Here is a 14,309-nt window from a genome sequence, read left to right as displayed (position 1 = left end):
AAAAAACGATGGCGAATGCATATAAGCAAGCAGGAGTAGATATTGAAGCTGGATATGAAGCGGTATCTCGCATGAAAAAACACGTACAAACAACAATGAGAAAAGAAGTGCTAGGCGGTTTAGGCGGTTTTGGAGGTATGTTTGATCTATCAAAATTTGCATTAGAAGAACCTGTATTAGTATCTGGAACAGATGGCGTGGGAACGAAATTGATGCTCGCTTTTATGGCAGATAAACATGACACAATTGGTATTGATGCAGTAGCAATGTGTGTAAATGATATTGTCGTCCAAGGAGCAGAGCCGCTTTTCTTCCTTGATTATATTGCTTGTGGTAAAGCTGAACCTAGTAAAATTGAAAACATCGTCAAAGGTATATCAGAGGGCTGTCGCCAAGCTGGTTGTGCATTAATTGGTGGAGAAACAGCTGAAATGCCAGGAATGTATTCTACGGAAGAATACGATTTAGCTGGTTTTACAGTTGGAATTGTTGATAAAAAGAAAATTGTAACAGGTGAAAAAATTGAAGCTGGTCACGTATTAATTGGCTTAGCATCTAGCGGCATTCATAGTAACGGTTATTCTTTAGTAAGAAAAGTACTACTAGAAGATGGAGAACTATCTTTAGATCGTATTTACGGACGCTTAGAACTACCTCTTGGTGAAGAATTATTAAAACCAACGAAAATTTATGTCAAACCTATTTTAGAACTATTGAAGAAACATGAAGTATACGGTATGGCACATATTACAGGTGGTGGATTCATTGAAAATATTCCACGTATGTTGCCAGAAGGAATCGGTGCGGAAATTGAATTAGGATCTTGGCAAGTTCAACCGATTTTTAGTTTACTTCAAGAGGTTGGAAAACTAGAAGAGAAAGAAATGTTCAATATTTTTAACATGGGTATTGGTATGGTAGTAGCAGTGAAGGAAGAAGAGGCAAAAGATATTGTTCGTCTTCTTGAGGAACAAGGCGAGAAAGCTCACATTATTGGACAGACTGTACAAGGATCTGGTGTTACCTTTATTGAGGGAACAGAAGTATGAGTAGATTAGCAGTTTTTGCTTCTGGGAGCGGCTCTAACTTTCAATCTCTTATTAATGCGATAGAAGAAAAAAGATTGGATGCAGATATTAGTTTATTAGTATGTGATAAACCAGAGGCACGCGCTATTGGACGGGCACATTATCACCATATTCCGTGTTTCACCTTTTTAGCGAAAGCATATGAGTCAAAAGAAGCATTTGAAAGAGAGATATTAAAGAAGCTAGAAGAGTATGAAATTGATTATGTTATTTTAGCTGGATATATGCGTTTAATTGGACCGACTTTACTAGCAGCATACGGCGGAAAAATTATTAATGTTCATCCATCACTATTACCGAGCTTTCCAGGTAAAGATGCTGTTGGTCAAGCGTTAGAAGCAGGTGTGAAAGTAACTGGAGTAACGATTCATTATGTAGATGCAGGTATGGATACAGGTCCAATTATTGCACAAGAAGCAGTAGTTGTTTCTGAAGGGGATACGAGAGAAAGCTTACAAAAGAAAATTCAACAAGTTGAACATAAATTATACGTAAATACAGTGAATCAAATTGTTCAGTCTGTGAAAAAAACAACTGTTAACTAACATACAACCAGGGGTGAAGGATAAATGAAAAAGCGTGCATTAGTAAGTGTTTCAGATAAAACAGGAGTAGTAGAATTTGTTAAAGGTTTACTTGAACAAGGGATTGAAGTTATTTCAACAGGTGGTACGAAAAAATTATTAGAAGAAAACGGCTTACAAGTAATTGGTATTTCTGAAGTAACTGGTTTCCCAGAAATTATGGATGGCCGTGTAAAAACATTACATCCAAATATTCATGGTGGTCTATTAGCAGTTCGTGATAATGAAACGCATGTAGCGCAAATGAATGAATTAGGTATTCAGCCAATTGACTTTGTTGTTGTTAACTTATACCCATTTAAAGAAACAATCGCTAAGCCTGATGTAACATTTGCTGATGCAATTGAAAATATTGATATCGGTGGCCCAACAATGATTCGCTCTGCTGCGAAAAATCATAAATTTGTATCGGTAATTGTAGATCCAGTAGATTATGATGTTGTATTAGCAGGACTGAAAGAGAACGGTGAAGTAACAGAGGAAACGAAACGTAAATTAGCAGCGAAAGTATTCCGTCATACAGCAGCATATGATGCGTTAATTTCTAACTATTTAACAGAGCAAATGGGCGAAGAAAGCCCTGAAACAGTAACGGTGACATTTGAGAAAAAACAAGATTTACGCTATGGCGAAAATCCACATCAAAAAGCAACGTTCTATAAAGCGCCATTCGCAGCAACTTCTTCTGTTGCATATGCAGAACAATTGCACGGTAAAGAATTATCTTACAACAATATTAATGATGCGGATGCAGCACTGAGCATCGTGAAAGAATTTACAGAACCGGCAGTAGTAGCGGTAAAACATATGAATCCATGTGGTGTTGGAGTAGGTATGGATATTCATGAAGCATACACACGTGCTTATGAAGCGGATCCAGTATCAATCTTCGGCGGTATTATTGCAGCAAATCGTGAAATTGATAAAGCTACAGCTGAAAAGTTACATGAAATTTTCTTAGAAATTATTATTGCACCTTCGTTCTCACAAGAAGCTTTAGAAGTGTTGCAAAGTAAGAAAAACTTGCGCATACTAACTGTAAATATTGAAAAGGCAACGACTGCAAGCAAAAAGCTAACTTCTGTACAAGGTGGTCTTCTTGTTCAAGAGGAAGATACATTATCATTAGATGAAAGTGCAATTTCAATTCCAACGAAACGTGAACCGTCAGAGCAAGAATGGAAAGATTTAAAACTAGCTTGGAAAGTTGTAAAGCATGTGAAATCAAATGCAATTGTTTTAGCGAAAGATGATATGACAATTGGTGTTGGTGCTGGACAAATGAATCGTGTAGGTTCTGCGAAGATTGCAATCACACAAGCTGGCGAAAAAGCACAAGGTAGCGCACTTGCATCTGATGCTTTCTTCCCAATGCCAGATACAGTAGAAGCAGCAGCAAAAGCTGGAATTACAGCGATCATTCAACCAGGCGGATCGATTCGTGATGAAGATTCTATTAAAATGGCAGATGCGTATGGGGTTACTATGGTGTTCACTGGTGTACGTCATTTCAAACACTAATAGCGGTTGTTTAAAAAGTCCGGTCAAGATAACTGTCGCATGTCGTCGTTGCAATGCCAGTGCGGTACTCATGTAGGAAAGCTACACTCCGTGTCCTCCTGGCAAATGCGCCTCGACCTGCTCGGTTCTCTTGATCCTCCCTTTTAAACTGTTATTGTTAGGGTTGTTTAAAAGGTCCGGTCGAGATAACTGTCGCATGTCGTCGTTGCAATGCCAGTGCGGTACTCATGTAGGAAAGCTACACTCCGTGTCCTCCTGGCAAATGCGCCTCGACCTGCTCGGTTCTCTTGACCCTCCTTTTAAAACTTCTATTGATATGAAAACAAACTAGGAGCATAGCTTCTAGTTTGTACTTATTTAAGTATTGGGGGATGAAATATGAATGTTTTAGTAATCGGCCGCGGTGGACGTGAGCATGCTTTAGCTTGGAAGTTTGCACAATCTGAAAAGGTAGAAAAAATATATGTAGCGCCAGGTAATGAAGGTATGCGAGACGTTGCAACACCAGTTGATATTGATGAGAATGATTTTGATGCATTAGTCTTATTTGCAAAAGAAAACAATGTAGGCTTAACTTTCGTTGGACCAGAAATTCCACTTATGAATGGAATCGTTGATCGCTTTAAGGAAGAGGGACTTCGTGTATTTGGGCCTAATAAAGCGGCTGCTGTTATTGAAGGTAGTAAAGCTTTTACAAAAGAATTGATGAAAAAGTATGATATTCCAACTGCGGCATATGAAACTTTTACAGACTATGAAGAGGCAGTAAAGTACATTCAAAAAGTTGGTGCACCGATCGTAATTAAGGCAGATGGATTAGCTGCTGGTAAAGGTGTAACCGTAGCAATGACGCTTGAAGAGGCATTGCAAGCTGTGAAAGAAATGCTACAAGATGTGAAATTCGGCGCAGCAAGCAAGAAGGTCGTTATTGAAGAGTTTTTAGATGGACAAGAATTTTCATTAATGGCATTTGTAAATGGAACAACTGTGCATCCAATGGTAATTGCTCAAGATCATAAACGAGCTTTTGATGGCGACAAAGGTCCTAATACAGGCGGAATGGGTGCATATTCCCCAGTACCACAAATTCCGGAGTCAGCGGTTCAAGAAGCGATTCAAACAGTATTACATCCAACTGCTAAAGCGATGATCCAAGAAAATCGTTCGTTTACAGGGATTTTATATGCGGGGCTTATTTTAACGAATGATGGTCCAAAGGTAATTGAGTTCAATGCACGCTTTGGCGATCCTGAAACGGAAGTTGTATTACCACGCTTAGAAAATGATTTAGTTGATGTATGTAACGCTGTATTAGATGAAAGTGAATTAACGTTACAATGGTCAAAGGAAGCAGTTATTGGTGTCGTACTTGCTTCGAAAGGATATCCAGAAGCATATGAAAAAGGTGAAATTATTAACGGATTAGATGCACTGCAAGATGTGATTGTTTTCCATGCGGGTACAGCGATGAAACATGGTGACTTTGTAACAAACGGTGGCCGTGTATTATTTGTTGCTTGTAAGGCGAATAGTTTACAAGAAGCGAAAGATAAGGTATATAAAGAAATCGGTAAAATTGAGAGTGATGGTTTATTTTACCGAAGTGATATAGGATATCGTGCAATTGGGCATGAGATGACGAGAAGCTAATGCATAAAAATCCCGCTGATTTCTCAGCGGGATTTTTATGCATCTTTATCCTTTTTTAATTTCCCTTTTTGCTTTGCCATTTCTCGAAGCAAATACTCGATGTGAGCATTGACGCTACGAAATTCATCATTCGCCCATTTTTCGATGACTGCGTGTAATTCAGGATCAATACGTAATGGAAAGCTTTTCTTTTTGGCCATAATCACTTACAACCTTTAGTATAGGCTTCCTGTATTAATAACTGGTTGCGCACCTTTATCTGAAACGATGGCAACTAATAAATTGTTCACCATACTTGCTTTACGCTCGTCATCGAGTTCCAGTACGCCTTCTTCATCTAACATATGGATTGAATCTTTCGCCATCTTCACAGCACCTTCAACAATCTCTTTTCTAGCAGCTAATACTGCTTTTGCTTGTTGACGTTGTAGCATTGCATGGGCAATTTCTGTTGCGTAAGCTAAATGTGTTAAACGAGTTTCTAATACTTCTACGCCAGCGATTTCAAGGCGTGCTTCTAACTCACGCTTTAATTCTTCAGAGATTTCTTCAGTATTTCCTCGTAACGTGATACAAGTTTCATCTTGGAAATTATCATAAGGATATTTTGTAGCAACGTGGCGAATTGCTGTTTCACTTTGAATTTCTACGAATCGATCGTAATGCTCAACACCAAACATTGCTTTTGCAGAATCAACAACTTTATATACGATAACAGCTGCAATTTCAATTGGATTTCCCTCAACATCGTTTACTTTTAATTTTTTACTGTTAAAGTTTTCCACACGCAAAGATACAGTTTGACGAAACGCGAATGGAATTGTTAAAAATAAACCATTTTGACGAATTGTTCCTAAATAACTACCGAAAAACGTAATTACTTTTGCTTGGTTTGGTTGAACGATACCAATACCTGTCGCGAGAACCGCGGCTAAAATAATAGTTAATGCTGCTACTATAAAAATTTCTTGCACAAGGCAAAATACACCGATAGCGGCTAAAATTAAAATCCCGATAACACCGAGAAAACCATTAACATAAAATACTTGTTTTTCTTTCATATGATCGCCTCCTGATATAAAAATGATATCACTTTTATATCATTACATGCAAGGTTTTTATACCTAATTTTCTGAATCTTGTTGATTGATTTATGTACGTTTTAGGGATAAAACTCCAAAAAGATAAGAATGTACGTTCTGTTTTGTGGTAAAATAAAGAAGACTTAGCCGCCCACTGCAGCAGCTAAGTCTCTTTGAGAGCATCTTGCATCGTGACAAATGATTCAAAGCGGTTTTGCCAGGATTAATTCTTCAATCGCTGACTCAATCTCTTTGTCAGAAGTGTCATAACTTCCATTTGACTTTGGTTTGTCATGACTGGAAGCTTGCTTAACTTCCTCTTTATTATGGCCTTTTTCAGTAAAGTTCATGCTAGGCATTTTAAATGCGCTCATATTCATATATTTTCCAAATTTACAGGCTTCAACAATAGGGCAGAAACGAACGATTCCCTCCGCAATTTTCATGGCACCAATCCATAGCAAAACTTTAGACCAAGTGCACCAAGGTTTACGTACGAGTTTAGCTGTACTACAACCGAAGAGGATGAGTCCGAGTGTAATTCGAATTAGAGCACTAATTGTGCCGATGTTTTGCTTCATTAGAAAAACACTCCTTTTTGATGAACTTCGAAATAGAAATACTATTTCATTTGTTAGTATTCCGTATAAGCTTTTTGATATGTAATCCAACATTTGACGTTGAAAAAGATGTTGGATTGGGCGTGTGTGTAGGTAGCTTTTTTTGTTATAATGAAAGAATGCGTAAAAGGAAGTTCAAAAAATCCGGTAAAGATAGCTGTCGCATTTCATCGTTGCATACGCCAGTCCGGTACTCATGTAGGGAAAACTACATTCCGTTCCTCCTGGCGAATGCGCCTCGACCTGCTCGGCTCTCTATATCCTCCTTTTTGAACAAATATAGTAAGGAAGTTCAAAAAGACCGGTAAAGATAGCTGTCGCATGTCATCGTTGCATACGCCAGTCCGGTACTCATGTAGGGAAAACTACATTCTGTTCCTCCTGGCGAATGCGCCTCGACCTGCTCGGCTCTCTATATCCTCCTTTTTGAACAAATATAGTAGGGAAGTTCAAAAAGACCGGTAAAGATAGCTGTCGCATGTCATCGTTGCATACGCCAGTCCGGTACTCATGTAGGGAAAACTACATTCTGTTCCTCCTGGTGAATACGCCTCGACCTGCTCGGCTCTCTATATCCTCCTTTTTGAACAAATATAGTAAGGAAGTTCAAAAAGCCCGGTAAAGATATAGCAAGGAATTTGAAAAATCCTGATAAAAATTAACTGTTATTTTGAACAGAAATATAGATATAACTAGAGAAAAGAAAGGGTGTTTTCATGTACGATATTTCCAAATGGAAACATGTATTTAAGCTTGATCCAAATAAGGAGTTAAGTGACGAACATTTAGAAATGATTTGTGAATCTGGTACGGATGCTGTTATTGTAGGCGGAAGTGATGGAGTTACAATTGATAACGTATTACACATGCTAGTTAGCATTCGTAGATATGCAGTTCCTTGTGTGTTAGAGGTTTCTGATTTGGAAGCAATTACACCGGGATTTGATTTTTATTACATCCCAAGTGTTTTAAATAGTCGAAAAGTAGAATGGGTAACAGGTGTTCATCATGAGGCATTGAAAGAATTTGGGGATATTATGGACTGGGACGAAATTTTCATGGAAGGGTATTGTGTTTTAAATCCAGAAGCGAAAGTAGCCCAGCTTACAGATGCAAAATGTGATTTAACAGAAGATGATGTTATTGCATATGCACGTTTAGCAGACAGGCTATTACATTTACCTATATTCTATTTAGAATATAGCGGGACGTATGGAGATATTGAACTTGTTAAAAATGTAAAAGCAGAATTGAAGCAAGCTAAGCTATATTATGGCGGTGGTATTTCTAATGCAGAACAAGCGAAAGAAATGGCACAGTATGCTGATACAGTAGTTGTTGGAAATGTTATTTATGATGATATAAAAGCTGCGTTAAAAACAGTTAAGGCAGTAAAAGGAGAGTAGGTGCAGGCGCATATGAGTACGACAGATAGGTTATTAAATGGTTTAAATCCGCAGCAACAAAAAGCAGTACAAACAACAAATGGAGCACTTCTATTAATGGCAGGCGCAGGTAGTGGGAAAACACGTGTGTTAACACACCGTATTGCGTATTTACTTGGTGAAAAAGGTGTGGCGCCATGGAATGTACTAGCAATTACCTTTACAAATAAAGCTGCTCGTGAAATGCGTGAGCGTATTGATAAACTTGTTGGACCAGAAGCAGAAGATATTTGGATTTCTACGTTCCACTCTATGTGCGTACGTATTTTACGACGTGATATTGACCGCATTGGGATTAATCGTAACTTTACAATTTTAGATTCAGGTGATCAGTTAACTGTAGTAAAGAAAATTATGAAGGAGCGCAATATTGACCCGAAGAAGTTTGAACCACGCTCTATTTTAGCGGGTATTAGTAATGCGAAAAATGAACTGTTATCTGCAGATAAATATGCAAAAAAAATTACAACCGCTGATCCATATGAAAAATTAACGAGCGATGTATATACAGAATATCAAAAACGCCTTCTAAAAAATAACTCATTAGACTTTGATGATTTAATTATGACGACGATTCAGCTATTTGAACGTGTTCCAGAAGTGCTAGAGTTCTATCAGCGTAAGTTCCAATATATTCACGTTGATGAGTATCAAGATACGAACAAAGCCCAGTACCTTCTTGTTAAACATTTGGCATCACGTTTTAAAAACCTTTGTGTTGTTGGTGATTCAGATCAGTCTATTTACCGCTGGCGCGGGGCTGACATTTCTAACATTTTGTCATTCGAAAAAGACTATGAGAATGCACAAGTTATTCTGTTAGAACAAAACTATCGTTCATCACAAAATATTTTAAATGCAGCTAATGCTGTAATTGAAAAAAATTCAAACCGTAAACCGAAGAAATTATGGACAGACAATCAAATTGGAAGCAAAATCTCGTATTATCGTGCTGCAACCGAAAAGGACGAAGCGTATTTTGTTGCGAAAAAAATTCGTGACGATATTCAAATGGGGAACCGAAAATATACTGATTTTGCAGTATTATATCGTACGAATGCCCAGTCTCGTATGATCGAGGAGATTTTCCTGAAATCTAATATCCCTTACAAAATTGTCGGCGGTACTAAGTTCTACGACCGTAAAGAGATTAAAGACATTTTGGCATATTTACGTTTAATTGGGAATCCAGATGATGAGATTAGTTTCGCGCGTATTATTAACATGCCAAAGCGCGGGATTGGTGCGACTTCTATCGATAAAATTATTAATTATGGTGTGCAAAACGGAATCTCATTAATTGCTGTATTTGATGAGATTGAGCATGTTGGAGTAAGTGCAAAAATTACAAAGGCAGTAAAAGAATTCGCAGGTTTATTACACAACTGGGTAAATATGCAAGAGTATTTATCTGTTACAGAATTAGTAGAAGAAGTTATTGAAAAAACAGGTTATCGCGATATGTTGAAAAATGAGCGTTCTTTAGAAGCAGAAGGCCGTTTAGAAAACTTAGACGAGTTTTTATCTGTTACGCAAACATTCGAATCTCAAAGTGAAGATAAGAGCCTTGTTGCATTCTTAACAGACTTAGCTCTTGTTGCTGATATTGATCGTGTAGATGAAGATCCAACTGCTGGTGAGGAAGTTATTTTAATGACGATGCACTCAGCAAAAGGATTAGAGTTCCCAGTTGTCTTTATTGTTGGCTTAGAGGAAGGGATATTCCCACATACTCGTTCTCTTATGGAAGAAGATGAAATGCAAGAAGAGCGTCGTCTTGCATATGTAGGTATTACTCGTGCAGAAGAAGAGTTATACTTATCGAATGCGCAAATGCGTACTTTATTTGGTAGAACAAGTATGAATGCAGCATCTCGATTTATTACAGAAATTCCGGCAGAATTGGTGGAATCATTAAATGAAACAGCACCGAAGCGTGAAACTTCGTTTGGTGCAAAAGGAAGAACGACAAGCGCAACTACAACACGTTCTCGTTCAGCTTTCGTGCGTCCGGCTGTTAAGACAACAGGTGGCGAGCAAATTGGCTGGGCAGTAGGCGATAAAGCTTCTCACCAGAAGTGGGGAGTCGGTACAGTTGTAAGTGTAAAGGGTGAAGGTGATTCAAAAGAATTAGATATTGCGTTCCCAAGCCCAATTGGTGTTAAACGTTTATTAGCAAAATTTGCACCTGTGACGAAACAATAGGAAAGGACTGAGGATATGTCAAAAGAGATAACAAAAAAACGTATAGAAGAACTGCGTGATTTGTTAAATACATTTAACTATCAATATCACGTATTAGACAATCCTTCTGTTTCTGATGCGGAATATGACCGTGATATGCAGGAGCTTATGAAATTAGAAGCAGAGAACCCTGAATTTGTAACGGAAGACTCCCCCTCTATTCGAGTTGGGGGAGCTGTACTTGATATATTTGAAAAGGTAACGCATAAATCACCGATGTTAAGTTTAGGTAACGCATTTAATGAAGGAGATTTGCGTGATTTTGACCGAAGAGTACGTCAAGGAATTGATGATACGAATGTAAGATATATATGCGAATTAAAAATTGACGGACTTGCTGTTTCACTTCATTATGAAAAAGGGCGCTTTATTCAAGGTGCAACACGTGGTGATGGTGTAACGGGTGAAGATATTACCCAAAACTTGAAAACGATTAAAGCAATTCCACTTCGATTAAATGAAGAAGTAACGTTAGAAGCGCGAGGCGAGGCTTATATGCCGAAGCGTTCATTTGTTAAATTAAATGAGGAAAAAGAGCAAAATGGTGAAGATGTATTTGCAAATCCGCGTAATGCGGCAGCAGGATCGATACGTCAACTTGATCCGAAAATTGCAGCGAAGCGTAACTTATCTATGTTTGTGTATGGTCTTGCTAATGTAGAAGAAAAAACAATTCCATCCCACAGTGAATCACTGGATTTCTTAGGTGAGCTTGGATTTAAGACGAATCCAAATCGTCGTACATGTGAAACAATTGAAGACGTAATAGCCTATGTAGAAGAGTGGCAAGAAAAACGCCCGCATCTTGATTATGAGATTGACGGAATCGTTATAAAAGTAGATGATGTTGCTATTCAAGAAAGCTTAGGAACTACAGCAAAGAGTCCAAGATGGGCAATAGCTTATAAATTCCCAGCTGAAGAAGTTGTTACGAGATTAACAGGGATTGAATTAAGTGTCGGCCGCACAGGGGTTGTAACACCAACTGCGGAGCTCGAGCCAGTTAGAGTGGCTGGTACTATCGTTCGTCGTGCTTCTTTACATAACGAAGATTTAATTCGTGAAAAGGATATTCGAATTGGTGACTACGTTGTTGTGAAAAAGGCTGGAGATATCATTCCTGAAGTTGTGAACGTTATTTTTGATAAGCGTACTGGTGAGGAAGAAGAATATCATATGCCAACGCATTGTCCAGCATGTGAGAGTGAACTTGTTCGTTTAGAAGAAGAAGTAGCACTTCGATGTATAAATCCGACTTGTCCAGCTCAAATTCGTGAAGGATTAATCCATTTCGTTTCAAGAAATGCAATGAATATTGATGGACTTGGAGAACGTGTAATTACACAACTCTTTGATGCGGATTATATTCGTACGTTTGCTGATTTATATTCATTGACGAAAGAGCAATTATTACAACTAGAACGTTTCGGTGAAAAATCAGCAACAAATTTAGTCCAAGCAATTGAGAATTCGAAGGAAAACTCATTAGAGCGATTGTTATTCGGTCTTGGTATTCGTCATGTCGGTGCGAAAGCCGCACGTACATTTGCTGAGTATTTCGAAACGATGGATGAGCTTGTGAAAGCAACGGAAGAAGAACTAAAAACAATTAACGAGATTGGTGAAAAAATGGCTCAATCCGTTGTAACGTATTTCGATAATGAAGACGTATTAGAGCTATTACAACAATTTAAAGAGTATGGCGTGAACATGGCATACAAAGGTATAAAAGTTGCTGATCTACAAAATGTTGAATCGTACTTTGCAGGAAAAACTGTCGTCTTAACAGGTAAATTAGAAGTTATGGGACGCAGTGAAGCAAAGAAGAAGATTGAGGCATTAGGTGGAAAAGTAACAGGAAGTGTTAGTAAAAGTACGGATTTAGTTGTTGCTGGTGAAGCTGCTGGTTCAAAATTAGCGCAAGCAGAGAAGCACAATGTTGAAGTTTGGAATGAAGAGAGGTTCTTACAAGAGCTGAATAAGTAAGAGGTGCAAACTTACGATGAAAAAAATAGCGTTAGCGGTATTAAGTCTTAGCCTACTTGTAAGTGGGTGTAGTATGGGTTCCAATAAAGATGAAAAAGCAGTTGAGAAATCAGGGAAAGCGAAAGAACAAGCAGTTATCCCGAAATACTCCATTTCGGATGAATATTATAAGACAACGGTTCCATTTGATTCAGGTAAGGCACGTGGTTTAGTTGTACAAGGTTTAAATAGTCGTCTAGATATAGATGAATTTGAAACAGGACTAATGCGCATTGCCAAAGAATCATTTAGTACGAAAGATTATTTCTTTAAAGGTGGAAAGGTTCTAGAGGCTCAAAATATACAAATGCTTGTAAAAAGGAAGCGTACAGATGCTGAACAAAAAGAGCTAGAGGATAAGTTGAAAAAAGATGCAGTTAAATTTCCGAATATCGGACTGAATCCAGCCTTAAGTGAAGGTTCGGAGTCACTAGAAGTGAAAAATAAAAAAAATCCAATGTATATCTCAAATATTTTAGAGCATGATTACTATGTACAAAAAGGTGGGAACGATAATGAACCTGATGGCATTGTAATTGGATTAGCGATGAATTCTATTCAATATTATGAGGAAGAGCATGGGTATCCACGTGAAGCTGCAATCCCAGATGAAAAAATGTTAGCTGAAGGGAAAAGAATGGCACAAGAAATCTTGAAATTCATGCATCAAAAAGACGCTAACACAAAAAATGTTCCGATAACATTTGCAATTTATCGTCAAGGTCCAAAGTCTTCACTTGTGCCAGGGAATTTTGTTTCTTATGCTAAGGTAGAAAAAGGCAGTGAAACGGTTGAGGATTGGAAAGCAATCAATGAGAAATATTATTTGTTCCCGTCTGAACAAGCAAAAGCGGATAATAAACGTGAAGACCTTGCAAGGGTGTCAAACTTTAAAGCGAAGTTAAGTGAGTATTTCCAAGGTGATTATACAGCTGTTATCGGTACTGGAATGTATAGAGATGATGAATTAAAAGAAATGAAGCTTGATATTCCTGTTCAATTCAATGGGAAAGCTGAAGTAATTGGTTTTACACAATATGTAGCTGGACTTGTTATGGAATACTTCCCGAATTATATGAAAGTACAAGTAACAATTAAATCTGTAGAACGTCCAGAAGCGATTATTATACGTGAAGCGAAGCAAGATGAACCGTTTGTGAAAATTTTAGATTAAAAGATGAGAGCTGTTCCGTAAAGGAACAGCTTTTTTTCTTGAAAAATTTTGTTATAATTTTAAATGTTACAAATAAAGGGGTAAGGGGCAAATTCATGGAAGAACTAAGCTTTCAAGTCATTATTTTATTAATTGCATTCGGGTTTTTAGCTGCTTTTATTGATTCGGTTGTTGGAGGGGGAGGGTTAATTTCGCTTCCTGCACTTATGTTTGTTGGTTTATCACCAGCTTCGGCAATCGCAACGAATAAATTGGCAGCAACGATGGGGACGCTTACGAGTACAATTTATTTTATTCGATCAGGCAAGGTGGATTTTCGGATTGTAGGAAAGTTAATCCCATTAACTATTATTGGAGCGGTCGCAGGTGCTTTAGTAGTAAAGTTTATTCCGCCTGATATTTTGCGCCCACTAGTGCTCGTAATGTTGGTCTTTATTGCCATTTATATTATTGCGAAAAAAGATTGGGGAAGTGCATCTACCTATAAAAAGATGACAAAAGGAAAAACATTAATGTTTTTCTTTGTTATTTTAATGATAGGATTTTATGATGGATTTTTTGGACCAGGGACAGGATCCTTTTTAATTTTTGCATTTTTATTAATTGGTTTGGATTTTATTCAAGCGGCAGCATCTGGAAAACTTTTGAACTTCGTTAGTAATATCGTATCTTTAATTACTTTTTTATTTTTAGATGTGATTCATTTTGAATACGGTATAATTATGGGATTATCAATGATTTTAGGTGCTTATTTTGGATCGAAGTTTGCAGTTCAAAAAGGTATTGGATATGTAAGGACCTTATTTTTATTAGTTACTATTTTATTAATTGGGAAAAATGTTTTGGAATATACTCATATTTTGTAGATTCATACGT

The 14,309-nt window shown here is 37.6% G+C and carries 12 protein-coding genes; 9 read left to right on the top strand and 3 right to left on the bottom strand.

Going from position 1 to position 14,309, the window contains the following annotated elements:
* Window positions 1-8: 8 nt before the first annotated feature.
* The 4 genes from purM to purD all read left to right on the top strand — a co-directional run bounded on the left by purM (window position 9) and on the right by purD (window position 4,843).
* On the top strand, window positions 9-1,049 hold the full coding sequence (gene purM / locus MKX77_RS22405; protein ID WP_341307841.1) for a phosphoribosylformylglycinamidine cyclo-ligase: 1,041 nt from the start codon (window positions 9-11) through the stop codon (window positions 1,047-1,049).
* Window positions 1,046-1,633: a phosphoribosylglycinamide formyltransferase gene (purN, locus tag MKX77_RS22400; RefSeq protein ID WP_341307840.1), complete on the top strand. Its 588-nt coding sequence runs from the start codon at window positions 1,046-1,048 to the stop codon at window positions 1,631-1,633. The genes purM and purN overlap by 4 nt, the downstream gene beginning before the upstream one ends.
* Window positions 1,634-1,657: 24 nt before the next feature.
* Window positions 1,658-3,193, top strand: coding sequence for a bifunctional phosphoribosylaminoimidazolecarboxamide formyltransferase/IMP cyclohydrolase (gene purH, locus MKX77_RS22395; protein WP_341307839.1), 1,536 nt, complete (start codon window positions 1,658-1,660; stop codon window positions 3,191-3,193).
* 378 nt (window positions 3,194-3,571) lie between these two features.
* Window positions 3,572-4,843, top strand: a complete 1,272-nt coding sequence (purD, locus tag MKX77_RS22390; protein ID WP_215555048.1) for a phosphoribosylamine--glycine ligase — start codon at window positions 3,572-3,574, stop codon at window positions 4,841-4,843.
* Between the two features lie 35 nt (window positions 4,844-4,878).
* On the opposite strand, the gene MKX77_RS22385 is transcribed toward purD, so the two are convergent.
* The 3 genes from MKX77_RS22385 to MKX77_RS22375 form a co-directional block, all read right to left on the bottom strand.
* Window positions 4,879-5,043, bottom strand: coding sequence for a toxin-antitoxin system HicB family antitoxin (locus tag MKX77_RS22385; RefSeq protein WP_001085171.1), 165 nt, complete (start codon window positions 5,041-5,043; stop codon window positions 4,879-4,881).
* Window positions 5,044-5,058: 15 nt separating this feature from the next.
* Complete coding sequence (locus tag MKX77_RS22380; RefSeq protein ID WP_215555049.1) at window positions 5,059-5,904, bottom strand: SPFH domain-containing protein; 846 nt, start codon at window positions 5,902-5,904, stop codon at window positions 5,059-5,061.
* Between the two features lie 224 nt (window positions 5,905-6,128).
* Window positions 6,129-6,506, bottom strand: a complete 378-nt coding sequence (locus MKX77_RS22375; protein ID WP_002159494.1) for a YgaP family membrane protein — start codon at window positions 6,504-6,506, stop codon at window positions 6,129-6,131.
* 755 nt (window positions 6,507-7,261) lie between these two features.
* Here MKX77_RS22375 and MKX77_RS22370 point away from each other — a divergent pair.
* From MKX77_RS22370 to MKX77_RS22350, 5 genes are all read left to right on the top strand, one after another.
* Window positions 7,262-7,951, top strand: coding sequence for a heptaprenylglyceryl phosphate synthase (locus tag MKX77_RS22370; protein ID WP_341307838.1), 690 nt, complete (start codon window positions 7,262-7,264; stop codon window positions 7,949-7,951).
* A gap of 12 nt (window positions 7,952-7,963) precedes the next feature.
* Window positions 7,964-10,195 carry a DNA helicase PcrA gene (gene pcrA / locus MKX77_RS22365; protein WP_341307837.1) on the top strand — a complete coding sequence of 744 codons (2,232 nt, stop codon included), beginning with the start codon at window positions 7,964-7,966 and terminating at the stop codon, window positions 10,193-10,195.
* Window positions 10,196-10,210: 15 nt separating this feature from the next.
* On the top strand, window positions 10,211-12,220 hold the full coding sequence (gene ligA, locus MKX77_RS22360; RefSeq protein WP_341307836.1) for an NAD-dependent DNA ligase LigA: 2,010 nt from the start codon (window positions 10,211-10,213) through the stop codon (window positions 12,218-12,220).
* 16 nt (window positions 12,221-12,236) lie between these two features.
* Window positions 12,237-13,433 carry a CamS family sex pheromone protein gene (locus MKX77_RS22355; protein WP_215555052.1) on the top strand — a complete coding sequence of 399 codons (1,197 nt, stop codon included), beginning with the start codon at window positions 12,237-12,239 and terminating at the stop codon, window positions 13,431-13,433.
* Between the two features lie 95 nt (window positions 13,434-13,528).
* Complete coding sequence (locus tag MKX77_RS22350) at window positions 13,529-14,299, top strand: TSUP family transporter (RefSeq protein ID WP_002091347.1); 771 nt, start codon at window positions 13,529-13,531, stop codon at window positions 14,297-14,299.
* Window positions 14,300-14,309: the final 10 nt, after the last annotated feature.

This window comes from Bacillus sp. FSL R9-9410 (assembly GCF_038050385.1).
Classification (GTDB): domain Bacteria; phylum Bacillota; class Bacilli; order Bacillales; family Bacillaceae_G; genus Bacillus_A; species Bacillus_A cereus_U.
Note: the sequence above shows the minus strand (reverse complement) of the source record. Positions and strands in the feature narration are given on the sequence as shown.